The sequence below is a fragment of the Amycolatopsis jejuensis genome (assembly GCF_000717335.1).
GTDB lineage: Bacteria > Actinomycetota > Actinomycetes > Mycobacteriales > Pseudonocardiaceae > Amycolatopsis > Amycolatopsis jejuensis.
In genome coordinates, this window is the sequence record NZ_JNYZ01000003.1 from 184,491 (window position 1) to 208,153 (window position 23,663).

General features: G+C 68.2%; 25 protein-coding genes and 1 pseudogene. 20 read left to right on the forward strand and 6 right to left on the reverse strand.

The window, feature by feature from the left end; translation table 11 throughout:
• Positions 1 to 472: 472 nt before the first annotated feature.
• A pseudogene (locus OO71_RS46975) lies at positions 473 to 810 on the forward strand (IS982 family transposase); the annotation flags it as partial.
• 14 nt (positions 811 to 824) lie between these two features.
• On the opposite strand, the gene OO71_RS03855 reads toward OO71_RS46975, so the two are convergent.
• Entirely contained in the window at positions 825 to 1,370 is a 546-nt protein-coding gene (locus OO71_RS03855) for a TetR/AcrR family transcriptional regulator (protein WP_051790977.1), read from the reverse strand.
• 111 nt (positions 1,371 to 1,481) lie between these two features.
• Here OO71_RS03855 and OO71_RS03860 point away from each other — a divergent pair, with 111 nt between their 5' ends.
• On the forward strand, positions 1,482 to 2,324 hold the full coding sequence (locus OO71_RS03860) for an SDR family oxidoreductase (protein WP_084144682.1): 843 nt from the start codon (positions 1,482 to 1,484) through the stop codon (positions 2,322 to 2,324).
• Positions 2,325 to 2,482: 158 nt separating this feature from the next.
• Here the strand turns inward: OO71_RS03860 and OO71_RS03865 are convergent, their stop codons facing one another.
• Positions 2,483 to 3,436, reverse strand: a complete 954-nt coding sequence (locus OO71_RS03865) for a LysR family transcriptional regulator (RefSeq protein WP_033288191.1) — start codon at positions 3,434 to 3,436, stop codon at positions 2,483 to 2,485.
• 581 nt (positions 3,437 to 4,017) lie between these two features.
• Here OO71_RS03865 and OO71_RS03870 point away from each other — a divergent pair.
• Genes OO71_RS03870 through OO71_RS03880 form a run of 3 tightly spaced genes read left to right on the forward strand, consistent with a single transcriptional unit; the run spans position 4,018 to position 6,528 of the window.
• Positions 4,018 to 4,326: a DUF6403 family protein gene (locus tag OO71_RS03870; RefSeq protein WP_033288192.1), complete on the forward strand. Its 309-nt coding sequence runs from the start codon at positions 4,018 to 4,020 to the stop codon at positions 4,324 to 4,326.
• Positions 4,319 to 5,638, forward strand: a complete 1,320-nt coding sequence (locus OO71_RS03875) for a hypothetical protein (protein ID WP_033288193.1) — start codon at positions 4,319 to 4,321, stop codon at positions 5,636 to 5,638. The genes OO71_RS03870 and OO71_RS03875 overlap by 8 nt, the downstream gene beginning before the upstream one ends.
• Complete coding sequence (locus tag OO71_RS03880; protein WP_051790978.1) at positions 5,635 to 6,528, forward strand: hypothetical protein; 894 nt, start codon at positions 5,635 to 5,637, stop codon at positions 6,526 to 6,528. Before OO71_RS03875 ends, OO71_RS03880 begins: the two co-directional genes overlap by 4 nt.
• Here the strand turns inward: OO71_RS03880 and OO71_RS03885 are convergent.
• Positions 6,525 to 7,007: a MarR family winged helix-turn-helix transcriptional regulator gene (locus OO71_RS03885; RefSeq protein ID WP_033288194.1), complete on the reverse strand. Its 483-nt coding sequence runs from the start codon at positions 7,005 to 7,007 to the stop codon at positions 6,525 to 6,527. The two genes, OO71_RS03880 and OO71_RS03885, sit on opposite strands and share 4 nt — an antisense overlap.
• Positions 7,008 to 7,139: 132 nt before the next feature.
• On the opposite strand from OO71_RS03885, the gene OO71_RS03890 reads away from it, so the two are divergent.
• From OO71_RS03890 to OO71_RS03960, 15 genes are all read left to right on the forward strand, one after another.
• Positions 7,140 to 8,066 (forward strand): NADP-dependent oxidoreductase, encoded by a 927-nt coding sequence (locus tag OO71_RS03890; protein ID WP_033288195.1) that lies wholly within the window; start codon positions 7,140 to 7,142, stop codon positions 8,064 to 8,066.
• 14 nt (positions 8,067 to 8,080) lie between these two features.
• The gene (locus OO71_RS03895) at positions 8,081 to 9,160 is read left to right on the forward strand and encodes an alkene reductase (protein ID WP_033288196.1); all 1,080 of its coding nucleotides are present in this window, start codon (positions 8,081 to 8,083) and stop codon (positions 9,158 to 9,160) included.
• 19 nt (positions 9,161 to 9,179) lie between these two features.
• The gene (locus OO71_RS03900) at positions 9,180 to 9,599 is read left to right on the forward strand and encodes a nitroreductase family deazaflavin-dependent oxidoreductase (RefSeq protein WP_033288197.1); all 420 of its coding nucleotides are present in this window, start codon (positions 9,180 to 9,182) and stop codon (positions 9,597 to 9,599) included.
• 123 nt (positions 9,600 to 9,722) lie between these two features.
• Positions 9,723 to 10,763 (forward strand): AraC family transcriptional regulator, encoded by a 1,041-nt coding sequence (locus tag OO71_RS03905; protein ID WP_051790979.1) that lies wholly within the window; start codon positions 9,723 to 9,725, stop codon positions 10,761 to 10,763.
• 108 nt (positions 10,764 to 10,871) lie between these two features.
• Positions 10,872 to 11,627, forward strand: coding sequence for an SDR family NAD(P)-dependent oxidoreductase (locus tag OO71_RS03910; RefSeq protein ID WP_033288198.1), 756 nt, complete (start codon positions 10,872 to 10,874; stop codon positions 11,625 to 11,627).
• 70 nt (positions 11,628 to 11,697) lie between these two features.
• Positions 11,698 to 12,777: an LLM class flavin-dependent oxidoreductase gene (locus tag OO71_RS03915; protein ID WP_033288199.1), complete on the forward strand. Its 1,080-nt coding sequence runs from the start codon at positions 11,698 to 11,700 to the stop codon at positions 12,775 to 12,777.
• Between the two features lie 21 nt (positions 12,778 to 12,798).
• Positions 12,799 to 13,938, forward strand: coding sequence for an LLM class flavin-dependent oxidoreductase (locus OO71_RS03920; protein ID WP_033288200.1), 1,140 nt, complete (start codon positions 12,799 to 12,801; stop codon positions 13,936 to 13,938).
• Entirely contained in the window at positions 13,928 to 14,710 is a 783-nt protein-coding gene (locus OO71_RS03925; protein ID WP_033288201.1) for an alpha/beta fold hydrolase, read from the forward strand. Before OO71_RS03920 ends, OO71_RS03925 begins: the two co-directional genes overlap by 11 nt.
• A complete protein-coding gene (locus tag OO71_RS03930) occupies positions 14,707 to 15,393 on the forward strand; it encodes an SDR family NAD(P)-dependent oxidoreductase (RefSeq protein WP_033288202.1) in 687 nt (228 codons plus the stop codon). Before OO71_RS03925 ends, OO71_RS03930 begins: the two co-directional genes overlap by 4 nt.
• 13 nt (positions 15,394 to 15,406) lie before the next feature.
• Positions 15,407 to 16,177, forward strand: a complete 771-nt coding sequence (locus tag OO71_RS46980; protein ID WP_051790980.1) for a cupin domain-containing protein — start codon at positions 15,407 to 15,409, stop codon at positions 16,175 to 16,177.
• A 20-nt stretch (positions 16,178 to 16,197) separates the two neighbouring features.
• Positions 16,198 to 17,001 (forward strand): alpha/beta fold hydrolase, encoded by an 804-nt coding sequence (locus OO71_RS03940; protein ID WP_033288203.1) that lies wholly within the window; start codon positions 16,198 to 16,200, stop codon positions 16,999 to 17,001.
• On the forward strand, positions 16,998 to 17,477 hold the full coding sequence (locus OO71_RS03945; protein ID WP_033288204.1) for a flavin reductase family protein: 480 nt from the start codon (positions 16,998 to 17,000) through the stop codon (positions 17,475 to 17,477). Before OO71_RS03940 ends, OO71_RS03945 begins: the two co-directional genes overlap by 4 nt.
• Positions 17,474 to 18,157: a 3,4-dihydroxy-2-butanone-4-phosphate synthase gene (gene ribB / locus OO71_RS03950; protein WP_051790981.1), complete on the forward strand. Its 684-nt coding sequence runs from the start codon at positions 17,474 to 17,476 to the stop codon at positions 18,155 to 18,157. The genes OO71_RS03945 and ribB overlap by 4 nt, the downstream gene beginning before the upstream one ends.
• A complete protein-coding gene (locus OO71_RS03955) occupies positions 18,157 to 19,395 on the forward strand; it encodes a DUF3500 domain-containing protein (RefSeq protein ID WP_051790982.1) in 1,239 nt (412 codons plus the stop codon). Before ribB ends, OO71_RS03955 begins: the two co-directional genes overlap by 1 nt.
• Before the next feature lie 32 nt (positions 19,396 to 19,427).
• The gene (locus OO71_RS03960) at positions 19,428 to 20,018 is read left to right on the forward strand and encodes a TetR/AcrR family transcriptional regulator (protein ID WP_033288205.1); all 591 of its coding nucleotides are present in this window, start codon (positions 19,428 to 19,430) and stop codon (positions 20,016 to 20,018) included.
• Here OO71_RS03960 and OO71_RS03965 read toward each other — a convergent pair.
• From OO71_RS03965 to OO71_RS03975, 3 genes are read right to left on the reverse strand one after another with little or no spacing between them, the layout of a single operon-like run.
• The gene (locus tag OO71_RS03965; RefSeq protein WP_033288206.1) at positions 19,999 to 20,805 is read right to left on the reverse strand and encodes an enoyl-CoA hydratase/isomerase family protein; all 807 of its coding nucleotides are present in this window, start codon (positions 20,803 to 20,805) and stop codon (positions 19,999 to 20,001) included. The genes OO71_RS03960 and OO71_RS03965 overlap by 20 nt on opposite strands.
• The gene (locus OO71_RS03970) at positions 20,789 to 22,327 is read right to left on the reverse strand and encodes a class I adenylate-forming enzyme family protein (RefSeq protein ID WP_033288371.1); all 1,539 of its coding nucleotides are present in this window, start codon (positions 22,325 to 22,327) and stop codon (positions 20,789 to 20,791) included. Before OO71_RS03970 ends, OO71_RS03965 begins: the two co-directional genes overlap by 17 nt.
• Before the next feature lie 14 nt (positions 22,328 to 22,341).
• Positions 22,342 to 23,577 carry a thiolase family protein gene (locus OO71_RS03975; RefSeq protein ID WP_033288207.1) on the reverse strand — a complete coding sequence of 412 codons (1,236 nt, stop codon included), beginning with the start codon at positions 23,575 to 23,577 and terminating at the stop codon, positions 22,342 to 22,344.
• Positions 23,578 to 23,663: the final 86 nt, after the last annotated feature.

Here is a 23,663-nt window from a genome sequence, read left to right on the forward strand (position 1 = left end):
TAACGGGCGGTGCAGTGCCTTGGCCCGGGCGGTTCGGCGGCGGCCGGTGCGGTGCCTGGGCCCGGGAGGTTCGGTGGCGGCCGGTTCGGTGCCTGGGCCCGGGCGGCGCGGTGACGGGCGGTGCAATGCCTAGGCCCGGGAGGTGCGGTAACGGGCGGTGCAGTGCCTTGGCCTGGCCGGTTCGGTGACGGGCGGTGCAGTGCCTGGGCCCGGGAGGTGCGGTGACGGGCGGTGCAATGCCTAGGCCCGGGAGGTGCGGTGGCCGCCGGTGCGGTGCCTGGGCCCGGGAGGTGCGGTGACGGCCGGTGCGGTGCTTGGGCCTGGGCGGTTCGGTGACGGGCCGGTTCGGTGCAAGAAGCGGGCTCGATGCGGGATGTCGGTGACCGGAGTTCGCTGAGCCGGGGGCGAAGCGGCCGACGCGTCGGCGAAGCTGGCCGCTCGGCGAAGCTGGCCGCTCGGCGGAGCACTCTTCATGCTGATCGATGACCCATGTGGTACCACCCGCCGCCCGGAGCTAACGGGCAACGAGATCCTGTATCTGGCCGTAGCCCAGGTGCTGCTGGGCTACCACGGCGAACGCCGCCGGATCCGGCAGGTTCACGGCGATCCGCAGCGGCGAGCCATGCTTCCTTACTTGCCGAAACAATCCGGCTATCACCAGCGGCTGAAGAACCGTTGCTACGCAGGGCAATCCTGACCCTGGCGAGGCGCTGCCCGTCCTGGTTCGACGGTTTGTGGATGACCGCGACCCCTCTTCCCGGTGGCATGTCCCGGGAAACGGTGAAACGCTCGACACTCTCGGGTCGCTCAGCCGACACCTGCGGTCAGGGTTCGAACGAGCGCAGCATCAGCGTGAGGAAACGACGTGAGGCGGCGGCCGCGTTCGGGCCGGCGGCTGTGACGACGCCTCGGTGCGCGATGAGCATCAGCCGAAAGTCGTCGACGCTGAGGTCGGCGCGGAAAGTGCCGTCTGCCTGGGCTTTCTCCAGCAGCACGGAGATCACGCGTTCTGCCTGCCGCCACTCATGGGTGAGCCCATCGTCGGTGGCCGCCGCGTCGGCGAACACCTGGGTGAATCCCCTGTCCCTCAGCTCGTACGCGCAGTAGGTACGAACCAGATCACGCAACGCTCGTGCCGGATCCGGGTCGTGCATGGCTCGGTCCTGGATGGCCACGCAGTCGTCCCACTGGTCGGCGAATGCTGCGGCGACCAGTTGTTCCCGGGTGGGAAAGCGCCGGTACACGGTCGCGAGGGACACCCCGGCGCGGTGGGCGATGCGCGTCATCGTCACGTCCTGGCCTCCCTCGGCGAACACCCGCCGTGCCGCTCCCAGGATCCGATCCCGCTTCTCCACCGCGTCCTGACGCATTGCTCCCGCCTTGTACCGGCTTGCGCTCATCGTGCAAGCACTTGCGACAACTTCCCGTCCCCATGTCGCAGTTCGTTGCGCTTCCGCCGATGACCGAATGACCATGGTGTCGTGGGAACACTTGACGGTACAACCAGCCTCGTCACAGGCGCCAGCCGTGGCCTGGGACGCGCCATCGCCCGAAGGCTCGAAGCCGACGGGTCGCTGGTGGCGGTGCATTACGGCACGAACGAGTCAGCCGCGAACGACACGGTCGCGCAGATCATCGAGGCGGGTGGCGCGGCGTTCGCCGTCGGCGTTCCGCTGGGCGTGGCCGGGAGCGCCGAGCGGCTGTGGCAGGCCGTGGACACCGCGCTGAGCGAGCGCGGCGCGGCGCCGGGCGTGGACGTGCTGGTCAACAACGCGGGAATCGGCGGGGCCAACCCCTCCCTGACCACTGCCCGGCCGGAAGACTTCGACGAACTGTTCGCGATCAATGTCAAAGCGCCGTTCTTCGTGGTGCAGCGCGGTCTCGACCGGCTCCGCGACGGTGGCCGGATCATCAACATCTCGTCCCTGTCCAGCCGGCTCGCGACACCCGAGGTCCTGACCTACGCCATGACCAAGGGCGCGCTCAACACCTTCAGCGTCACGCTGGCATACGAACTGGGTGCCCGGGGCATCACCGTCAACGCGGTGCTTCCCGGGGTGACCGCCACGGAGGCCAACGCCGCCTGGTTCGAATCCCAGCCCGCGGTCCGCGAAGCGATCACCGGTATGTCGGCCCTGCACCGCATCGGGGAGCCCGACGACGTCGCTGACGTAGTCGCCTTCCTGGCCTCTCCAGCCGCGCGCTGGGTGACCGGGCAGGTAGTCGATGCCACCGGCGGCGCGTTCCTCGGGTTCCGCGTGGGCGGAGCTCCGCCCGTCGACGAGCACAGCAGGTCCGTTGCCGCGGAGCCGTCCAGAGGCTGAGCAAGACGGTCGAGACCTGCCGCCGACCGTCCGCCGGCACCGTCAACGCCCCTGGTCAGGGCGGACCAAACCGGCAAGGTCGACCGGGCTGTCAGGTGGCCGGAATCGACCACACTCGCCCGCACCGGGATCGGCGGTTTCCATCGGGCGGGCAAGGCTCACCGAGTCGACGGAGGCATCCCCTGACCCCGGTCCCAAGACGGTAGCCAGACTCCCTCCGCCGGGGGGTGGTTCGTCACCAGGTGGTCCCGCAGCTCCGCGACCGCCGGGTGGGCATGGTCGTGGCGCCAGAGCAGGGAATGCGGGTACACCGGAGTCGGGTCGACCACCGGGATTCGGCGGAGGTCGTAGGCGGCCGGCCAGAAGTAGCGGGAGCCCGTGCCCACGAAGGTGGACACGTCGCGTGACCCGGCCAGTTCGTCCAGCATCACCTCGTTGCCGAAGACCGGACCGGACACGTCGATGGTCAGGTCGAACAAACCGGCCAGTTCCGCGTAGTACGTGCCCCATTCGGTGGTCGGCGACAGGCCCGGCATCCAGATCCGGTGACCCGCCAGCTGGGCCATCGACACCGACGCATGGTCGGCGAACGGATGCCGCGGGCCGACCAACAGCTGGTGGGCGTCGTAGTACACGCGGCCGCTCGTCACGCCGGGCGGCAGGGCTCGCTGTGGTACCCCGCGGAACGCCGCGTCCACCGTGCCCGCGGCGACGGCGGCTGCAGCCCCGGCGAAGTCCAGTTCCGCGCCCGAGGTGACCACGTCCAGCTCCACCTCCGGGTACGCCCGATGGAACTTCTGCAGCAGGTGCGCGGGCGCGGTCCGCCGGTTCAGCACGTCGACCCGCAGTGGCCGCCGCTCCGGGCGGACCGCGGCCAGTGCTTGCTTTTCGGCGGACAGCAACGTGCGCGCGTGGGGCAGGAAGGACTCACCGTCGCTGCTCAGCCGGGCCCCGCGTGCGGTGCGCGTGAACAGCCGCACCCCCAGTTCCCGCTCCAGCGCCCCGACCCGCTTCGACACCGCCTGCTGCGTGATTCCCAGTTCCGCGGCCGCCTCTTGGAACTGCCCTCCGTCGACCACGGCGACGAACGTCCGCACGAATTCCAGCTCCACGAGTCGATCCTAAGCACTCTCGCGGGGCTCGTGAGCGGTCCGGGCGGGAGACCTGGTGAGCGTTCGGTTGACGAGCGCGTCGGTGCACCGGTCAATGCCCGGCGGCGCAGGGCCGGGTCGCGGACAGTGGTGAGCAAAGCCGCGGTGAAACGCTCGGCGTGCAGCACCCGGTAGGAACGAGCGGGTGCGGACATCGACCAGTTCGGCGAGCCCGGTCTCGTTGTGCCGGACGGCGATCGCTTCGTACGCGGTGGCCAGGTGGTGCTCACGATCGTGCCAGTCGGTCACCGCCACGGCGGAGGTGAGGATCGGGGCCGTTTTGCGCGCGGCAAACGGGCGAACGCGCTGCCGAGCCACTTGCTGTACGGCGGATAGACCGGCGCCGGATCGGATGCTGCCGGACCAGGTCGTCGTGGAAGACCTTCCCCGCGGTGAGTTCGGCCAGTGCCGGTGCCGGGGATGAACGCTGGAGGTACGCGGACCAGAGTGCCCGACGAAGTCGGTTTCCCGACAGGCAGCTGTCACGCCCTTGAGTGACGTATTGCAGAATGCTGTCACCTGCGGAGGAAGCGAGCGCACCCATGACGTCCAGTTGGCCGATCTGGGTGCTTGCCGCCCTGGTCCTGGTCGCCGCGGGGGTTGCCGCGGTTGCGATCCCCCGATGGCGGGATCGCCAGCTGCAGGTCCGGACGGCTTGGTCGGCCGCGCGGGCGGCAGTCGAAAGCGCGACGGTGAGCCGTGATGCCGCAGCTGCACGGCAGCCGGAAGCCGAGCAGCTGCTGGCTCGGGCAGAGACGCTTGTCGCGTCGCACGGCGGAACCCGGGCGGCGAAGGCGGCGTTGGCGCAGGCGCAGCAGGCGGACGAACTCTGGCGAGCCGCTCGTGGCTGAACGTTCCCGCCGCGCGTGGCCCGAACTGCTGCGCTGGACCCTGCTCGCGGCAGCCGTCGCCGTGCTCGTCGTGTTCCTGCTTGCGCAGCATCAGCAGACCGCGAACATCAGCTACGGCCAGTCCCCCGCGCAGCGCGACGCAATCCCGAGCGAGCCGAGCGGGCCGATCGTCCCGTCCGTCGAGGAAATGACCGCGATGGTGAAGGCGAACCGGGTCGTGCGGCTGCCCGGCTCGATCGCCACCTGGGACGACAAGCAGGTGCAGGCCGCCATCGGCACGTCCGACGTGCGGATCCTCGTCGCGCCGCCGGGCCTCGACAAGGAAGGCCGCAAGCGGGTCAACGCCGTCGATGTCGCGAACGTGCAGGTGATCGGGACCGAGGTGAGCGGCGGAATCCTGCAGGCCTCGACCGATCGCGCGACGGAATGGATCCGCCAGTTCGGCACCGGGGACGTCACCCGGCAACTGCTCGCGATCCTGGCCCCCAAGACCGACCAGCCCGAGCTGCCTGCCCTCCCGCGCCGGGACCCGGCCCCCGCCGAGCTGGCCACCGCGCTCACCAGCCTGCACGCCGACGGCCGCTACGTCGCCCCGGGTGCAACGCTCACCGATCCACCCGCGACCACGCCCGCGTTCCCGGGCAAGCCGCTCTACGTCGCGCTGCCGCGGCAACCCGCCGACCAGCCGCTCGTCGACTACGGTCCAGCGCTCACCAAGGAATTCCCCGACCGGCCGATCGTGCTGCTGTACGGCTCGTGGATCGAGTACGCCGGCCCGTCCGCAGCCGAGTTCAGCGACATCGCCACCGCCCGGCTCTATGGGCAATTCGGTGACCGGATGAGCAAATCCACCTACCCACAGGGCGTCGTGCTCAGGGCGTATCTCTCCGGCGTCACCGACATCCGCTACGCAGGCCTGTTCGACCGTCCCCTGCCGTACGTCCCCTTCGACCCGGTACGCGTCACCCTGCCTGCGTTGCCCTGGATCTTCGCGGCGTGCGCGGTCGGTTTCCTCGTCTTGTCGGTCCGTCCGGCGCTTCACCGCAAGCCACGCGCCATCACCGGCACTCCGGCGCGGCTCGCGGGTCTGACCGCCCTCGCCGTCGAAATCTCCGGCCTCACCCACGACGCGTCCCTCACCCGTGGCATCGGACGGCTCACTGCCGCGCAGGAAGCATTGGACCAGAAGCTGCCCGACCAGCACGTCCGCGAACTCCTCGACGCTGCCGAAACCGAGCTGGACACCGCCGCCGGGCAGCTCGGCCGCGACGACTACCGCCCGGCCACCTACCTGCGCGAGAGGCTGGCATGAGCAGCGTGCGCCGGTTCTTCGGATCGATGTTCGGACTCGCCGTGGTCGGCTGTCTCGGCCTGGCCGCCTGGGCAGCGTGGTCCGCCGGAGCCTTCGACGGCCCGGTCGGGTCGCAGCTGCGGACGTCGTCGGTGTACGTCGCTCCGGGAATGCAGATCGACGAAGCCGCCGCCGAACGCATCATCGGCAACCGGCGGCTCACCGTCGCGTTCCTGGCGAAGGACGCCGACTTCAGCGACACCTGCGACAGCATTTCCGGCGGCGCCGCCGGAACGCTCGCCCTCCTGCTCCGCCCGGACAACGACGAGTTCGACAAGTACGGCTGCTCGCGGCTTCCCGGCGCCGCTGACGTGCACCTCGGAAAGGCCGCGGTCGCCGAAACGCGGATCGGCAACGGAGTCGACGGCTTCGTCCACCGGCCGCTCGACGCGCTCAAGGTCGCCGTGGTCAACTACGACCAGCTGGTCAGCACGCACACAGTCCCGGACGGCGCCCGCACGATGACCCCGTCGCTGCCCCGCTACCTGATTGCCGCGTCGGCCGTCGCAGTCGTGATTCTCGGCGCCACTGCGCTCTACGTGGGCAGCCGTCGCGCGGCAGCAAAAGCCGAGGCAAACCGCGTCCGCCGCACCGCAGCCTCCGACGCGCATGCCGAACTCAGCGCGGCCGCAGCAGTACTGGCCCAGGAGATCATCGACCTGGATACCCGGTACGCCCGCCAGCGTCCGGACGACTCCGAGCACGGCTTCGCTCCCGCGTACCGCCGCCTGGTCACCGATTACGCGAAGCTGCTGCCGTCGCTCACCCAACCCGACACCGACGTACGCGAGCTGAAAGCAAGAGTGGAGAAAATGCTTACCCGGTCCCGGAAACTGACCGGACGAAGCTAGACCCGTTTGCGTGGTGCAGCCGACCGAGGCGGTTGCGCGCGCATGTGATCCCGTACCCGGGTCATCATCTTGCCAAGCGCCGCAACGTCCTTTTCGGACAGTTGCGAGAACAGCATCCGGCGCGCGACCTCCACGTGACCCGGCATCACCTTGCCGACCACAGCACGTCCGGCGTCGGTGATAGTGACCAGGGTGGCCCGCTGGTCGTCCGGGCAGGGCCCGCGGGTGACCAGGCCCGCCTTCTCGAGCAGACCGGCCTGGTGGGTGAGGCCGCTGCGGCTGTACACGACGCCGTCGGCGAGGTCGGTCATCGTGAGTTCGCCGGTGGAGTGCGCGAGGCGGGCCAGCAGCTGGAACTGGACGTAGCTGATCCCGCCGTCGGCCTGCAGCTGCTGTTCGACCGAATGGTGCAGCAGGTTCACCGACTCCATGAGCGCGAAGTACGCGCCCAGCTGCTCCGGTTTCAGTGCGTCGGCCATACCCCATGATAGATGCTTCGAGATCGAAGCAATGTGACGACCCTCACCGCGTGACGGGATTACTTCGACTTCGCAGCACGTTAGGGTCGGTATCTACTTCGAGTTCGAAACATCTGAACAAGGAGAACCGCCATGAAGGCAGTGCGCTACCAGCAGTACGGCGACAGCGACGTGCTCGCTTACGTCGACACCCCGCGTCCGGTGCCGGGACCCGGCCAGGTGCTGGTGCAGGTGGCCGGGACGTCGTTCAACCCGGTCGACGCGACCATCCGCTCGGGGGTGCTGGAGCAGGTGTTCCCGGTGACGTTGCCGCACGTGCCAGGCGTCGACGTCGCGGGGACGGTCGCCGAGCTCGGCGACGGCGTCGAGGGCTGGCAGGCCGGTGACGAGGTCGTCGCGTTCCTGCCGATGACCGCCGACGGTGCCGCCGCGGAGTACGTCGTGGCCCCGGCCGGGGTGCTCGCCGCCGCACCGTCCACAGTGGATCTTGTCGACGCCGCTGCACTGCCCGCGGTCGCGCTGACCGCGTGGCAGGCACTGCACACCAACGCTCAGCTGAAGTCCGGGCAGACCGTGCTGGTCAACGGCGCCGGTGGCGCGGTCGGCGGGTACGCGGTGCAGTTCGCCAAGGAAGCCGGCGCGACGGTCACCGCGACCGCGAGCGACCGCAGCGCCGAGCGGGTCCGCGGCTACGGCGCTGACCGGATCGTCGACTACCGCACCGCGCCGGTCACCGAGATCGGCGAGCAGTTCGACGTCGTGCTCAACCTCGTCCCCACCGACCCGGAGACGACCGCGGCGCTCGTCCAGCTCGTCGCCGACGGTGGCGTGTTCGTGTCCACCACCACGCCCGGACCGGAGAACCCCGGCCGCGGCGTCCGCACCAGCAGCGTGTTCGTCCAGTCCGACGCCACCCAGCTGGCCGACCTCGTCGCCCGCCTGGACGCCGGAAAGCTGCAGCTCAACGTGGCCGGCCGCCGTCGGCTCGCCGACCTTCCCCTCGTCCACGCCGAAGCCGACGGCGGGCACCTCGCCGGCAAGACCGTCCTGCACCCCTGAAGGGAAAACCCTCGATGACCACCGCATTCGACCCGATCGCCCTGGGCAGCACGAAGCTCCCCAACCGCATCGCGATGGCTCCGATGACGCGGAGCCGCGCGTACGGGCCGGGCGCCACGGTGACCGACCTGACCGCGACCTACTACGCCCAGCGGGCGAGCGCCGGACTGATCATCACCGAGGGCACGCAGCCGTCGGTGCTCGGCCAGGGCTACCCGAACACGCCCGGCTTGCACACGGATGACCAGGTCGCCGCGTGGCGCAAGGTCACCGACGCGGTGCATGCCGAAGGCGGCACGATTTTCGCGCAGCTCATGCACACCGGCCGGATCAGCCACCCGAGCCTGCTGCCCGGCGACCTGCACCCGGTCGCGCCGTCCGCGATCCTGCCGCAGGGCAAGGTCTTCACCAACGACGGCCTGCAGGACCTGGTGACGCCGAAGGAACTGACCGGCGACGAGATCACCCGGACGATCGCGGACTTCGCGGCTGCCGCCCGCAATGCGATCGACGCGGGCTTCGACGGCGTCGAGATCCACGGCGCGAACGGGTACCTGATCCACCAGTTCCTCGCGCCCAACGCCAACCTGCGCACCGACCGCTGGGGCGGTTCGGTGGAGAACCGGATCCGGCTCGGGGTGGCGGTGGCGAAGGCCGTCACGGACGAGATCGGCGCCGACCGCACCGGATTCCGCATTTCGCCGGGTAACCCGTTCAACGACATCACCGAAACCGACGCGGCCGACGTCGACGAGACCTACACCGCGCTCCTCACCGAGCTGGCGTCGCTGAATGTCGCGTACGTGCACCTGATCGAGGGCGCCGACCGCGAGCTCACGCTCCGGCTGCGCAAGACGTGGCCAGGTGTGTTCGTGCTGAACCCGTTCACCCGCCCCGATCCGACCGGTCCGGAGACCCTGGGCCTCGTCGAGGACGGGACGGCGGACGTCATCTCCTTCGGCGCGCTGTTCCTGGCCAACCCGGACCTGCCGCGCCGCCTCGCCGAAGGCGGTCCGTTCACCACCCCCGACCGGACCACCTTCTACGGCGGCGACCACCGCGGGTACACCGACTACCCGAAGCTGTCCGACTGAAACCGAAAGAGTGAGAACCATGGTCGACCGCGCCGCATTCAACCAGCGCACCATTGCGGAATTCCGCCAGAACGACGGCAAGGTGGGCGGTCCGTTCGAGGGCGCGCCGCTGCTCCTGCTGCACACCGTCGGCGCCCGTAGCGGGCAGCCGCGGGTCAACCCGATGATGTACCTGCCCGACGGCGAGCGGTACCTCGTCTTCGCGTCGAAGGCCGGTTCCGACCGCAACCCGGACTGGTACTGGAACCTGCGCGCCACCCCGGACGCCCGCATCGAGGTCGGCGACCGGACGCTGGACGTACGCGCGGTCGAGCTGGAAGGCCCGGAGCGCGACGAGGTGTTCCGCGTCCAGGCCTCGCGGTACCCCGGTTTCGGCAGGTACCAGCAGATGACCGACCGGATCATCCCGGTCGTGGCGCTCGTGCCGGTCGAGGGCTGAACGGCGGTTTCCGGCTGTCCGGCGGCGGATTCCGGCTGTACAGGAGCGGGCCCGCCGACATACCGTGACGTCGGCTGTGCAAGTACCCACAAGGTGGTGCGGTACCAGAACAGAGGTGAACCGATGGCGCCGACGTCACACCCGGCCGGAACCAGTCCGTGGAACGTCGCGGACGCGATCGGCAAACCGGCCGGGCAGCTGCTGCACACCACCGATCTCGACCAGGCGTCCGCGGTGATCGCGGAGAACTACCAGCCGGGGCGGCTGCACATCGCCGCCCCGCGCCGTCCGCTGGACATGGTGATGTGGACCAACACGCTGCCCGGCCTGCGCCTCAACTACCTGTCGTACGGCACCGACGTCGTGGTCACCGCCCCGCCCGCGGAACGTTACGTGCTGTGCCTGCCCATCACCGGCAGTGTGCGGATCGGGTCCGCGCGCACACAGATCGAGGCGTCGGCGAACCGGCTCGGCGCCGCGATCAGCCCGGACGCCTCGGCGTTCTTCGAGAACTGGAGCGACGACTGCCGGGTGGTCACCGCGCGGTTCGCGCCCGCTCAGCTGGAAGACCTGCTGGCGACCATGCTGGACCGGCCGCTGTCCGGGTCGATCCAGTTCGACCTCGGGGTCGACCTGGAGGAGCCGAGCGTCCGGGCCGTGCTGCGCACGCTCACGCTCGTGCGCAACGAGCTCGACCGGCCGGACGGGATCACGTCCGATCCGACGATGGGTACCGGGCTCGCGCGGCTCGTGATGACCGGCCTGCTGCTCGCGCAACCGCACAACTACAGCGAGCTGCTGCACCAGCCCGCGAAAACCGTGGCGCCCCGGCGGATCCGCGGGGCGATCGAGTACATGGAATCGCATCCGACGGAGATCGTCGGCGTCGCGGACCTGGCTCGGGTGGCGAAGCTGAGCGTGCGGGCGCTGGAGGCCGGGTTCCGCAAGCACGTCGGGGTACCGCCGATGGCGTACCTCCGCAAAATCCGGATGTCCGGGGCACATTCGGAACTGCGCACTGCCGACGCGGGTGCGGACACTGCCGCGGCAATTGCCCGGCGTTGGGGATTTCACCATTATGGCCGATTCGCGACCGCGTACCGTGATCGTTACGGCGAAGCACCTTCGGAAACGCTGCGGCAAACTGCGACCGGGCCTGCGTAATCCGGCTGACGCGCAGCGGAAAAAGGCTGCAGTGACGAAAACTGGCGTACCTACGCTGACTCCACCACTTGTCACGTGGCGAGCGGGAGAGCGCAAAGGAGCGTCGCCTTGTATACGGATCTCGAAGGCAAAGTCGTCATCGTCACCGGGGCCGGCGGCGGGATCGGCCGGGAAACCGTGAAACGGTTCGCCGACAACGGTTCGCTGGTGATCGCCACCGACGTCAACGAGGAAACCGGACACGAAACGGTCGAGTACGCGGGCAAGGAACTCGTCACGTTCGTCGCTGCTGACGTGAGCAATGCGGATTCCATGGGACGGCTCGTCGAGCGGACCCTGGAACTGCACGGACGGCTCGACATCGCCCACAACAACGCCGGGGTCGAGCTCAACGGCCCGCATCTCGCCGATGTCACTCCCGAACAGTTCGACCGGATCATGGCAGTGAACCTGTCCGGGGTGTTCCTTTCCATGCGCGCGGAAATTCCGGCGATGCTGAACGGGTCCGGCGGATCGATCATCAACACGTCGTCCGGGCTGGGGGTAAAGGGGTTCGCCGGGCAATCCTCTTACGTGGCTTCGAAACACGGCGTGCTCGGACTGACCAAGACGGCCGCGCTCGAATACGCCGCGCAGGACGTACGGGTGAACGCTGTGATGCCCGGGGTGGTGCGGACGCCGATGGTGGAAGCCATCGAAGCGGAAGTGCCCGGGTTCATCGACATGGTGACGGCAAAACATCCCATGGGACGTCTTGCCACTCCCGGGGACATCGCGAATGCCGTGCTGTGGCTGGCTTCCGAACAATCGGCGTTCGTGTCCGGGGCGGCCATTGCCGTGGACGGCGCGCTGCTCGCCGGGTGACGCGAAAACAGGCACCTGCTCGGCGGTAATCGGCGGGTTCGCGTTCCGGTGCCGTTCCTATGCTCGGCACATGGTCAAATCATGGTTGTTCGACATCTTCAACTATCCGCACGATCCGCGGCCCGAAGGCTTCGATCCCGAGCTGGCACAAGAAGAATTCGACTGGCACCTGGAAACCTGGACCGGCGCGGAAGAACTCGGCTACGACGGGATCTTCTTCTCCGAACACCATTTCACCGCCTACAACATGAGCCCGTCGCCGAATCTTCTCGTTTCGGCGGTGGCCCAGCGGACGAACACGATGCACCTCGGCGTGATGTGCAATGTCACGGCATTCCACCATCCCCGGCGGCTGGCCGAGGAAACGGCCATGCTCGACTACCTGACCCACGGCCGCCTCGAAGTCGGGCTCGGCCGGGGCGCCGACGATCTCGAATTCAAGAAGGAGGGTTTCCCGCTCGAGGACACGCGGGCGTGGTTCGAGGAGTCCCTCGAACTCATGCACCAGGCGTGGGAAAAGCCGCGTTTCACCCACCACGGCCGGTTTTTCGACTACCAGGACACCGCACTCTACCCACGGCCGCTGCACCAGCCCCGGGTCTGGATCACCGCGCTGAGCCCGTCCACGGTGAGCTGGGCAGCGGCCAAGGGGTACCGGATGGCCATCTCGTTCCTGCCCGCGTCCGGGCTCGCGGACATGCGCAAGGCGTACGACGAGGCCGCGCGAGCCGCCGGACGCACGCCCACCGCGGACGACGTCGCGATGCTGCGCAACGTCTTCGTGGCCGACACCGACGAGCAAGCGCGCGAAATCGCGGAACCGGCGCTGGACCACGTTTTCCGGCTGTACAAGGAAGCCGCGGTACCCGAGGACGTCGAGCACATGGCGAAAGGGTACGAGGCGTACTCGTCGTTCTTCCGCCCGTTCGTTTCCGGCGGCGGGGTGACGTTCGAAGACCTGCAGGCGGCCGGAATCGTGATCGTCGGGTCCCCGGAATCGGTGCGGGACCAGCTGGTCGCGCAGACCTCCGAGGTCGGCTGCGGGCACCTGCTCAACTGGTTCTCCTTCGGCGCGCTGACCAAGGAGCAGACCCAGCGCTCGGTCGAGCTGTTCGCGAAGGAAGTCGCCCCCGCCCTGCGCGCGGTCTGACCCGAGAAAGCAGACGAGGCAATGAAGTTCTCCTTTCTGTGCTCCCAAATCTATGGCGACACCGAGCACTACCGGACCCAGAAGAGCTGGCCGGTGCCGCCCGCCCGCTACCGCCCGGCGATCGGTGAGCGGTCCACCGATTTCGCGCTCGACCAGGCTGCGCTGGCCGAGGAGCTGGGTTTCGACATGGTGAGCGTGTCCGAACACCACTACTGGCCGTCGCTGCCGAGCCCCAATCCCGCGGTGCTCGCCGCGGCGCTCACCCAGCGTACGAGCCGGGTGCGGATCGGGTGGATGGGTCCGCTGGTCTCGATCGCCAATCCCGTCCGGATCGCCGAGGAAGCGGCCATGCTCGACCAGCTCAGCCACGGCCGGCTCGAGTTGCTGCTGCTGCGGGGAACGCCCAACGAATTCGTTTCCTACAACGTGAATCCGGCCGAGACCCGCGGCCGGACGCAAGAGGCGACCGAGCTGATCGTGAAGGCCCTCACCGAACCGCAGCCGTTCGGCTGGCAGGGCCGGTATTACCAATACCCCACGATTTCGTTGTGGCCCGGTGTTTCGCAGCAGCCGCGGCCGCCGATTTACGGGTCGGGGAACAGTCCCGAGTCCGTGCGTTACGCCGCTGCGCGTGGGTACAAGATCGGTATTTCGTTCTATCCTGCGCAGTTGACCGCGAAGCTCGTTCAGTCCTATCAGGACGCTTGTGCGGAAGCCGGACGTACGACGACTGCTGCCGATGTGCTTTACCGCGCGCATGTCACAGTTGCCGAAATCGAACGTGACGCCAAAGCGTTGGCGTCACGGTATTACGGCGAAGGTGGTCTCGGTCAGGCAGCGGCGCTCATGGGGCGCGGTGCGACTGTCGCATCCGAACTCCGGCCGCCGACGGAATTGGGGACCGACGCGGACGGGAAGAAAGCCGGTGCGGCGGGATTCGCGCTCGGCAAGCTCGATTTCGCCGGTACTCCGGAAAGTGTGGTGGAGCAGTTGACCGAATTCGCCTCGATATCGGGCGTCGGGTTGCTGGATCTCGGCTTCTCCGGCGGCGGGCTCACCGAGGCCGAACGGGACCGTAGCCTCCGGCTGTTCGGCGAGGAAGTGCTGCCGAAACTGCGACACCTCGGTGCCCCGGACGAGGAGTACGCCGATGCTCACTGAAGCCAGCGTGCACGTCGACGGTTTCGACATCCGTTACCGCACCGCCGGAACCGGCGACCCATTGGTGTTCCTGCACGGTGCGGGTGGACCGGCACCGGCGCGGACGCACGAGATCCTTGCACAGGACTTCCGCGTGATCCTCTTCGAGATGCCCGGCTTCGGCGGTTCCCCGGCCAACTCGCGGCACACGCACGCAGCACAGCTCGCCGACACAATGCATGAAGCGGCGAAGCAGGTCGCAGGCGGGCGTTACACCTTGATCGGGACTTCGTTCGGCAGCCGGATCGCGTCGTGGCTGGCAGTGCGGCACGCCACCGAAATCGATGCGCTCGTGCTCCTCGCACCCACCGGAATCCTGCCGGACGGGTTCCGCCCGCCGACCGTCGAAACGATGCTCGGCAGCCGCGCCGGGCTGTACGCGCATCCCGAGCAGATCGAGATGCGGCCGCAGCTCAGCCGGGAAACCGCGGTGCGGCAGGCCGAGGTCGTCGGACGCCTGCTGACTCCCCGTGACGAGGAACTCGAGGACGCCTACCGCACCCTTTCGGTGCCCACCCTGTTGCTGTTCGGCACCGAGGATCGGCGCATTCCGCCGGATCTTGCTCGCCGTTACCTCGAATTGAACCCGGAGTTCGCCATGCTGTTCGTTTACGACGCGGCCCATGTCCTGGAAGAAGAACGACCCGAGGCCACCGCGGATGCGATCGGCGCATTTGCCCGGCACCGGCTGGGATTCGTGGTCAACCACTCGGACAACCGGGTGTTCCCGTGACCGGGCGGCTCGCGGGCAAGACCGCGCTCGTCACCGGAGCGGCCAGCGGAATCGGCGCCGCCGTCGCCGAACTGTTCGCCGCCGAGGGGGCGAAAGTGATCGCCACCGATGTCCGGCCCCAGCCGGGCATTGTCGAGCTGGACGTATCGTCCGAAGAGGACTGGCGGGCCGTACTGTCCGGAGTGGACAGCCTCGACATCCTCGTGAACAACGCGGGAATCGGGGAAGGGCAAGGAATTGCCGACACCGACCTGTCGACCTACCACCGGGTCATCTCGATCACGCAGACCGGCGTGCTGCTCGGAATGCGCGAGGCAATTCCGCGGATGCCGTCAGGTGGCTCGATCGTCAACATCTGCTCGATCTGGGGCGTCGCAGCGGTTCCCGGGCTGGCGGCGTATCACGCGGCCAAGGGCGCGGTGCGGATGCTCACCAAGAATGCCGCGGTCACCTACGCACCGGACGGCATCCGGGTCAACGCGGTCTACCCTGGCTTCGTCGACACTCCGCTGACGCAGGGCAACGACCCGGCCGCGAACGCCGCGATCATCGGCGTCACGCCCCTCGGTCGCGCCGCGCAGCCGGTCGAAATTGCCTACGGCTGCCTGTTTCTCGCGTCCGATGAGGCCAGTTTCGTGACCGGTGCCGACCTCGCCATCGACGGCGGGTACCTCGCCCGCTGAAAGGAAATCCGCAATGGACTTCGTCCGCAGGTTCGAGCCCGACCGGCTCGCGCGGGACCGGTTCGACCATCAGCCGCTTGCCGACCTGGAGAGCTGCCTGATCGAAGGCGTCCGCATGCCAGGCGGCTCCACGGGGTACGCGCGGCATCGGCACGAGGCCGCCGACCAGCTGTACTACGTGCTCGAAGGCCGGATGTCGCTGGACCTCAACGGGACGCCGTACGACGTCGAGGCCGGTTCCGTCGTCTTCATCCCCGCCGGGACACCGCACCACAACGAGAATCCGCACTCCGCCACGGAACTGCACATCGACGTGATGCTCCCACCTCCGCCGCGCGGCGTCCCGCTCGCCACCCCCGCCGGACCGGACGAACGGGGCGGCCCCGGCACCGGGTACGTCCGCGCTGTCGCCGACCTGCCGAGCCGCGAGGCATTGCCCGGTTTCCACATGCACATTCTGGCCGACCGGCAGACCGAAAGCGGGCGGGCGTCGTTCCGGCTGGCGAACGTCGAGGCGGGCTCTCCCGGAACTCCGTGGCACATCCACGATTTCGACCAGATCTACTTCATCCTCGAAGGCGCGCTGGACATCGACATCGCCGACCGGCATTACCGTGCCACGCAAAACGACCTCGTCGTACTGCCTGCCGGGGTCCCGCACCGCAACCACAACGCCGGACCGGGTCAGGAAAGCCACCTCGTGCTGCTGGTACCCGAACCGGAACCCGGCACCGAGCTCGACCGGGAAGTCGAGTTCGCCGCGACCGGCCGCAGTTTCGGCTGACACAGAAGGGAACCGCCGCCATGGCATTGATCACTGTGGACGGTGCCGTCCGTCTGAACTACCGGATCGCCGGTACCGGACCGGTGCTGGTGTTCCACCCCGGCTTCGGCAACAACCTCGACATGTGGAACTGGCTCGTCCGCGAGCTGGCGCCGCACCGCACGTGCGTGACCTTCGACCCGCGCGGCCACGGACTGTCGGACAAACCCGACTCCGAATACACCCTTGACGAACTCGCCGCCGACACGAATGCGTTGATCGAAGGTCTCGGCCTCACCGACGTCACCTTGGTCGGCCATTCTCTCGGCGGCGCCGTCGCCTTCCAGACCGCATTGAAACACAATGGCGGCAACCGGATTACCCGGCTCGCATTGCTCGCGCCCGCACTCCCCACCTTCGTGGCCTTCGACGACATCGGTGTCCCCCGCGAAGCGTTTGCCGGAATGCAGCAGGGACTTTCCGACGGAATCGTACCCATGGCCCTTGGCATGACCGGCGTGTTCTTCCACCAGACCGACGAAACGACGGCGCACTGGTTACTGCAGAAGTGTCTCGAAATGCCGATCCACCTTGCCGAACGGTACTTCGCCCAGCTCGGCACCATCGACTTCCGTCCGGTGCTGGCCGAGCTCGGCCTTCCGGTGCTGGCCGCATGGGGCGACCACGACCAGATGGCCGACCTGCGGTGGGTGCCCTGGCTGCGCGAGGCGAACCTGCCCGGCTGGTCGGTGGAAACGCTGCCGGACAGCGGCCACGGAATGATGGTGGACGAACCCGCGCGCCTGGCGCAGCTCCTGCGAGACTTCAGCGGGAGCAAGCCATGACCGACGCTTTTCTTGACGTGATGGCCGCAGTACCGACGCCGGTTTCCGTCGTGACCGCAATGGACGGCACGCGCCCGCACGGCACGACGGTCAGCGCATTCGCCTCCCTTTCCCTCGACCCGCCAATGGTTCTCGTCGCCCTGGACCGCGGTTCCGACCTGCTGAAGATAGTTCGCGAACAGCGCAGGTGCGGCTTGAACGTACTCGCTTGCGCACAATCCGATCTCGCTAAAGTCTTCGCCCGCAAAGGCGCCGCGAAATTCACCGGTGTGCGATGGTACAGCGAAGACGGACTACCACGACTCGACGGCGTTTGCGGCTGGCTTTCCTGCAACGTGGCCGATCTCGTCGACGGCGGTGATCACGTCGTGGCACTGGGTACAGTCATCTCGGCGCAGGTCGGGAATCCGGCGCCACTGACATATCACGCGCGGGAGTTCGGCACCCACATCGCACTGGACAGAGCGGTCCGGTGACCGTACGAAAAGCTGTCGAAACCCTCGCCGCAGCCGGAATGGTCGTGGTGATCGACGACGCCGACCGCGAGAACGAAGGCGACCTCATTGCGGCGGCGGAATCCGTGACCGAGGAGCACCTGGCGTTCCTGGTTCAGCACACCACCGGAATCATTTGCGTGCCGATGCCGCCGGAACGGTGTACTGTCCTCGACCTCCCGCAAATGGTGGCTGACAACACCGACCCGCACAGCACCGCATTCACGATCAGCGTCGACCACGTCAGCACCGGAACCGGAGTGTCCGCTGCCGATCGGGCAACGACTGTGCGTGCCCTCGCCGATCCACTCACCAACCCGGCCCAGCTACGTCGTCCTGGGCACGTTTTCCCGTTGAAGGCAAGGGAAGGCGGAGTCCTCACGCGGCCCGGGCACACCGAGGCAGCCGTCGACCTGACGCGACTCGCGGGGATGAGCGGGGTCGCCGTGATCGGAGAACTTGTGGCTCCCGGCGGCAGAATGCTACGCGGCCAAGCGCTGACGGATTTCGCCGCCGAGCACAGTCTTCCGGTGCTCACCGTCGCCGACCTCATCCGGTACCGGCGGTCCGTCGAGCAGGCGCCGGAGGCGGAGAACGTGCGATATCTGTCCACCAAACCAGAACGGCTCGGGCGCCTGCTGAACCTGCGGAGGAGCAGTTGATGAGCAATTTCGACCACCGCCATTTCCACGGGTTCGGCCCGCGCCCGGACGGCCGTTATTCCCTGCACCACGCCCGGATGACCCCGGGCAGCCTGCCGGAAGCCATTCTCCCGCTGGTCCCGGACGTCGTCGGAAATGCCGAAGAACCGTTCCTCGGCATCACCACCGACGGCGTACCGGTTCCCGATCTCTTCGCACTGCAAGACGAAGGTTTCGACCCACGTCCAGCCGCCCGGGCAGCAGCGCAATTCCTGGCCGGGCTCAGTCCAGAACAACAATCCACCGTACAGTACGACATCGACGCCAAACACTGGCGCAGGTGGACGAACGCCTACCCGAGCTGGGAACCCCACGGCGTCCTACTCGACGACCTCACCGCAAAACAGCGCGAAGCGATCTTCGCGGTAATGGAAACCAGCCTGTCGGCCAAGGGTTTCGCCGACGCCCGTACCGCCATGAAATTGAACGCCGCGCTGGGCGAGCTGATCCGCCAATACCCGGACACCCTCACCGAATTCGCGTATTTCTTCGCCGTTTTCGGCACTCCCTCACCGGCCACGCCGTGGGGCTGGCAGCTGTGGGGCCACCACCTCGTACTCACCTGTTTCGTACTGGGCCACCAAATCGTGCTGACCCCGGCGTTCATCGGTGCCGAACCGATCGTCGCCGAACAAGGTACCCATGAGGGTCTCCGGCTCTTCGACGCCGAACGGTCCGCCGGGCTCGCATTGCGCACCAGCTTCACCGCCAAGCAGACCGGACGCGCCGTGCTGCACCGGTCGCTGCTCTCCACGGAACTGCCCGCTGACCTGGTGAACTTCGTCGACGGGCGACACAAGGCAGGCGCCGGGCGGGACAACCGGATCCTGCCGCACGAGGGCATTTCCGCGGACCAGCTGTCCACCGGCCAGCAAGACCTGCTCCTCGACCTGGTCCGGACGTACGTCGACCGCGCTCCGGCAGGTCCGGCGGCGGCGCTGATGGCGCGCGTCCGAGCTCACCTGGACGAGACGTACGTCGCCTGGATCGGCGGCGACACCAGCTCGGAAGCCTTCTACTACAAGGTGCACAGCCCGGTCCTGCTCATCGAATACGACTGCCACCAGGGCGTCTTCCTGGACAACGACGAACCCGAGCCATTCCACGTGCACACCATCGTCCGTACCCCGAACGGCGGTGACTACGGCCAGGACCTCCTTCGACAGCACTACGCGCGCCATCACCCAAACGTTCGTTAGAATGGCGGGGACCGGCAGTCCGAGGAGGGTTCGTGGCACGCACGCGGGGCGCATCGCGGGGACGGCGCGCGGAAGCGCTCGAAGCGGCGGCCCAGGTGTTCTACGAGAAGGGCTACGAGGCAGCCAGCATCCAGGACATCGCCGACCGGCTCGGGCTGCTCAAGGGCAGCGTGTACTACTACATCTCGTCCAAAGAGGACGTGCTGTACGAGCTGGTCAAGAGCTACCACGACGAAACCCGGGCGTACTTCGACGACATCGCCGAGTCGGCCGGCCCGGTGGTCGAGAAGCTCCGCCGCTTCGTGGCCACCGAAACGGCGCACACCGCGCGGCACGTGATCAAATCGAGCCTCTTCTTCAGCGAATGGCGGGCGCTCAGCGCCGAACGGCAAGCCGAGATCGTCGCGGAACGCGACCGGCACGACACCTTCGTCCAGGACTGCATCCGCGCTGGTCAGCAGGAAGGTCTCTTCCGCAAGGAGATCGACCCGCGGCTCACGGCGTTCGGCATTCTCGGCATGATGACCTCGGTGTACCGCTGGTACCAGCCGGGCGGACCGGCGTCGGCGGACGACATCGGCCGGGAGTTCGCCGACTTCACGATCAACGGGCTGATGGCCTGACCGCGAAGCGCGGCTTGCGTTTTTCCCGGAAGGCAGCCAATCCCTCGGCGTAGTCCGGCGAATGCGTGTGCAGTGCCGCCATCGTCTGTTCCCCGGCCAACGCCGTCGGCAGTGGCTGGTCGACGCCGTCGTCGATCAGCCGCTTCAGCCGGGTCAGCCCGTCACGGCTGCGCGAAACGAGATCGGCGACTACTTCCTCGGCAACGACGCCAAGCTTGCCGTCCGGAGCGACGAGCGACACCAGACCCCAGCCGGCCATCGTCACCGCGTCCACGCGCCGTCCGGTCAGCATCAGGTATTTGGCCCGGTTCACGCCGATCTTGCGCGGCAGCCGCACCGACCCGCCGCCGCCCGGAAGCAGGCCGTACCCGGCGTGCCCGTCGCCGAACGAAGCCGATTCCGCCGCGACCACGATGTCGCACGCCGCCGCGATCTCGAGCCCACCGGCGACGGCAATGCCCTGCACCACGCAGACAACCGGCACCGGCGCCAGTTCCAGCCGCCGCAGCACCGCGGAGATCGAGGCGTGGAACGCGCCGATCGCCGCCGGATCGGGCGCTCCGGCCAGCCCGGCGACCGCGTCGAGGTCGCCACCAGCGGAGAACGCCCGCCCGCGCGCCGCGAGCACCACGCACCGGTCCGCCTGAGTCAGGCCGTCCAGCGCCCGGTCGAGCGCGTCGACGACGTCCGGGTTGATGCTGTTCAGCTTCTCCGGCCGGTTCAGCGTGAGCCACACGGCCTCGGCGCGGCGCTCGACCAGCAGGACGTCCTCAGGCTCCGGAGACACGGGTATCGCGGTCCTTCCAGTAGGGCTCCCGCAGTGCGCGCCGCAGGACCTTGCCCACGACGGATTTGGGGAGCGGATCGCTGGTGAACTCGACCCGCGACGGCTTCAGGTACGAGCCCATCCGCTCGGCCACCAGCGCGATGATGTCCTCGGGCCGGACGTCGGCCCCCTCGTCGACCCGGCACACGGCCATCGGCGTCTCGCCCCACTTCTCGTGCGGGATGCCGAACACCGCGACCTCGCGGACCTGCGGATGGTCGGCAATCACCGTCTCTAGCTCGGACGGCCAGATGTTGAGCCCGCCGGACACGATCATGTCGTCGACCCGGTCGAGGACATACAGGTAACCGTTGCGGTCCAGCCTGCCGATGTCGCCGGTGCGGACCCAGCCGTCGCTCAGCCGCGCCACGGACAGCTCCGGATTACCCCAATAGCCGGACATCTGCCCCTCGATCCGGGCGCGGATCTCGCCGGTTTCGCCCAGCGGCAGCTCGTCGCCGGCGTCGTCGAAAATCGCCAGCTGCGCGTACGGCAGCACCTTGCCCGCCGAACGCAGCGGCGTGGAACCGGGTACGTCGGCAAACCACTCCTGCGGCGTCATCATGGTGAGCGGTGTCGCCTCGGTCTGGCCGAAAACCTGGTGCAGTACGTCGCCGAAGGTCGTCCGGGACGCGGCGATGGTGGCGTCGGTGATCGGCGACCCACCGGTGACGATGCATTCCAGCGCCGACCAATCCCGTCCGGCCGCTCCGGGCCGGGCGCAGAGCGCAGCCACCATCGACGGCGCCAGAAAAGTGTGGGTTACCCGGTGGCGTTCGGACATCTCCAGCACCGCGTCCGGTTCGAAGGCGCCGTACAGCAAATTGGTGCCGCCTTCCAGCCACACCGGGATGAACAGGTAGCCGGAGGCGTGTGAAATCGGGGCCGCGTGGCCGAACACGCTGTCCGCGGTGAGGCGCGGCAGGCGCACGAACCAGTTGCGGCAGTTGGCAATCCAGTCGTGCTGACGGTAACCGACGCCCTTGGGATTCCCACTCGTACCGGACGAATGGCGGATGAGATACCAGTCGTCCGGGCCGACCGGGATGAGTGGATCGGTCTCCCGTTGCCCGGCGAGCCAGCTCTCGTACGTGTCGTCGCGTATGAGAACCTGTTGCAGCGAAGGAACTTCCTCGACCAGACCGTGCACGCTGCCGGCATACGCCGGATCGGCGAACAGCAGCACGGATTCCGTGGACGCGAGCATCGCGCGATGTGCGGCACGGGAATTTCGTGCGTACAGCGGTACCCGCACGGCTCCGGCGATGGCGGCGCCGAGGAGGAGATCCACCGCGGGCAGGGAATTGTCCTCGACCATCGCGACGCGGTCGCCCGGCCGGACGCCGAGATCGATCATCGCGTTGGCCAGCCGGACGCCGCGTTGCCATGCCTCGCCGTAGGTCAGGGTCTGCCCGGGGGTGACGATCGCGGTCCGCTTCTCGTTGAACCGGGCCGCTTGCCGCAGGAGTGCGGGCACTTCCATCGGAATCACCTCGTTCACTTGCCGCCGAGAATGGTCACACACGTCGATGCGTCTTCGATGCCGAGAAAACCGCCGCCGCCCTGGCTGATCCCCCAGCGAGCGCCCGGCACCTGCCGCGCACCTGCCTCGCCGCGCAGCTGGGTGACGAGTTCGAACGTCTTGGCCAGTCCGGTCGCCGCGATCGGATGCCCTTTCGACACGAGCCCGCCCGACACGTTGATCGGCATCCGGCCGCCGAGCGTGGTTTCGCCCGCCTCGGCCGCCGCCCCGCCGTCCCCGGGCGGGACCAGGCCGAGGCTTTCGGACTGCAGGATCTCACCGAAGCTCGTCGCGTCGTGGATCTCGGCGAGATCGACGTCGTCCGGGCCGATCCCGGCGCGTTCGTAGGCCCGGGCGGCGGTGCGCCGCGAAAGGTGGTTGCCGAGGTCGGCCGGAGCCCGGTCGGATCCGCTGCCGAGCTCGGCTGCCGCGATGGGTACCGCTCGCCGCCGGTCCACCCTGGACAGGAATTCGTCGCTGCACACCACGACTGCCGCGGCCCCGTCGGTGATCGGCGCGCACATGGGCAGCGTGATCGGCCACGAAATCACCGGCGCAGCCAGGATTTCCGCGGTGGTGAACGGTTTCCGGTACTGCGCCAGCGGGTTGAGCACGCTGTGCGTGTGATCCTTCGCCGCGACGCTCGCGAGCTGCCGGTCGGTGAGCCCGTACTGCTTGAAGTGGAACTTGGCCAACGCCGCGTACACGTCCATGAACAGGCTCTTGCGCTCGGCCGGTGGTTCCTCGACGCCGGGCGGAGTCTCGACGCCGTCGCCGAGCGCGAGCAGGCCCGCGACCGTCCGGTCCGCCTCGTGCACGTCCCAGGCGCCGGTGAACCACTCGAACGCGCATGCCTTGTCGAACGTCATGCGCTCGACGCCGACCACCAGCACGACGTCGGCGAGCCCCGCGCGGACGTGCGCGTCGGCCAGGTACAACGCGGTATCCCCACTGGCGCAAGCGTTTTCGACGTTCACCACCGGCCAGGTACCCAGTCCCATCGCCCGGAGCGCAATCTGCCCGGCGACGGCGTGCTGTCCCTCCAGCGCCCCCTGCAACGCGCACGCGAAGAACGACGCGCGAACGTCCGTGAGCGCGATCCCGGCGTCTTCGATCGCCGCCGAGACGGCTTCCGCCACCAGCTGCTTGACCGGAACCTCCGGCCGCCGCCCGAACGCGGTCATCGCCACCCCGATGACGTGGCTCGCCATGCCGCCTCCTCTTTCTACCAACCGGCCGTTTGAATTTACTGTGACACCTCCGGCGGACCGGGTCAAGCCTTCGTCTCCAGCGCACG

Excerpts from the sequence above, each read along its gene's own strand:
- OO71_RS03905 (WP_051790979.1), top strand. The coding sequence starts at position 9,723 with ATGGCGCCGACGTCACACCCGGCCGGAACCAGTCCGTGGAACGTCGCG.
- OO71_RS03945 (WP_033288204.1), top strand. The coding sequence starts at position 16,998 with ATGACCGACGCTTTTCTTGACGTGATGGCCGCAGTACCGACGCCGGTT.
- OO71_RS03870 (WP_033288192.1), top strand. The coding sequence starts at position 4,018 with ATGACGTCCAGTTGGCCGATCTGGGTGCTTGCCGCCCTGGTCCTGGTC.
- OO71_RS03885 (WP_033288194.1), bottom strand. The coding sequence starts at position 7,007 with ATGGCCGACGCACTGAAACCGGAGCAGCTGGGCGCGTACTTCGCGCTC.
- OO71_RS03855 (WP_051790977.1), bottom strand. The coding sequence starts at position 1,370 with ATGCGTCAGGACGCGGTGGAGAAGCGGGATCGGATCCTGGGAGCGGCA.
- OO71_RS03895 (WP_033288196.1), top strand. The coding sequence starts at position 8,081 with ATGACCACCGCATTCGACCCGATCGCCCTGGGCAGCACGAAGCTCCCC.
- OO71_RS03970 (WP_033288371.1), bottom strand. The coding sequence starts at position 22,327 with ATGGAAGTGCCCGCACTCCTGCGGCAAGCGGCCCGGTTCAACGAGAAG.
- OO71_RS03880 (WP_051790978.1), top strand. The coding sequence starts at position 5,635 with ATGAGCAGCGTGCGCCGGTTCTTCGGATCGATGTTCGGACTCGCCGTG.
- OO71_RS03890 (WP_033288195.1), top strand. The coding sequence starts at position 7,140 with ATGAAGGCAGTGCGCTACCAGCAGTACGGCGACAGCGACGTGCTCGCT.
- OO71_RS03940 (WP_033288203.1), top strand. The coding sequence starts at position 16,198 with ATGGCATTGATCACTGTGGACGGTGCCGTCCGTCTGAACTACCGGATC.
- OO71_RS03915 (WP_033288199.1), top strand. The coding sequence starts at position 11,698 with ATGGTCAAATCATGGTTGTTCGACATCTTCAACTATCCGCACGATCCG.
- OO71_RS46980 (WP_051790980.1), top strand. The coding sequence starts at position 15,407 with ATGGACTTCGTCCGCAGGTTCGAGCCCGACCGGCTCGCGCGGGACCGG.
- OO71_RS03920 (WP_033288200.1), top strand. The coding sequence starts at position 12,799 with ATGAAGTTCTCCTTTCTGTGCTCCCAAATCTATGGCGACACCGAGCAC.
- OO71_RS03955 (WP_051790982.1), top strand. The coding sequence starts at position 18,157 with ATGAGCAATTTCGACCACCGCCATTTCCACGGGTTCGGCCCGCGCCCG.
- OO71_RS03900 (WP_033288197.1), top strand. The coding sequence starts at position 9,180 with ATGGTCGACCGCGCCGCATTCAACCAGCGCACCATTGCGGAATTCCGC.
- OO71_RS03925 (WP_033288201.1), top strand. The coding sequence starts at position 13,928 with ATGCTCACTGAAGCCAGCGTGCACGTCGACGGTTTCGACATCCGTTAC.
- OO71_RS03975 (WP_033288207.1), bottom strand. The coding sequence starts at position 23,577 with ATGGCGAGCCACGTCATCGGGGTGGCGATGACCGCGTTCGGGCGGCGG.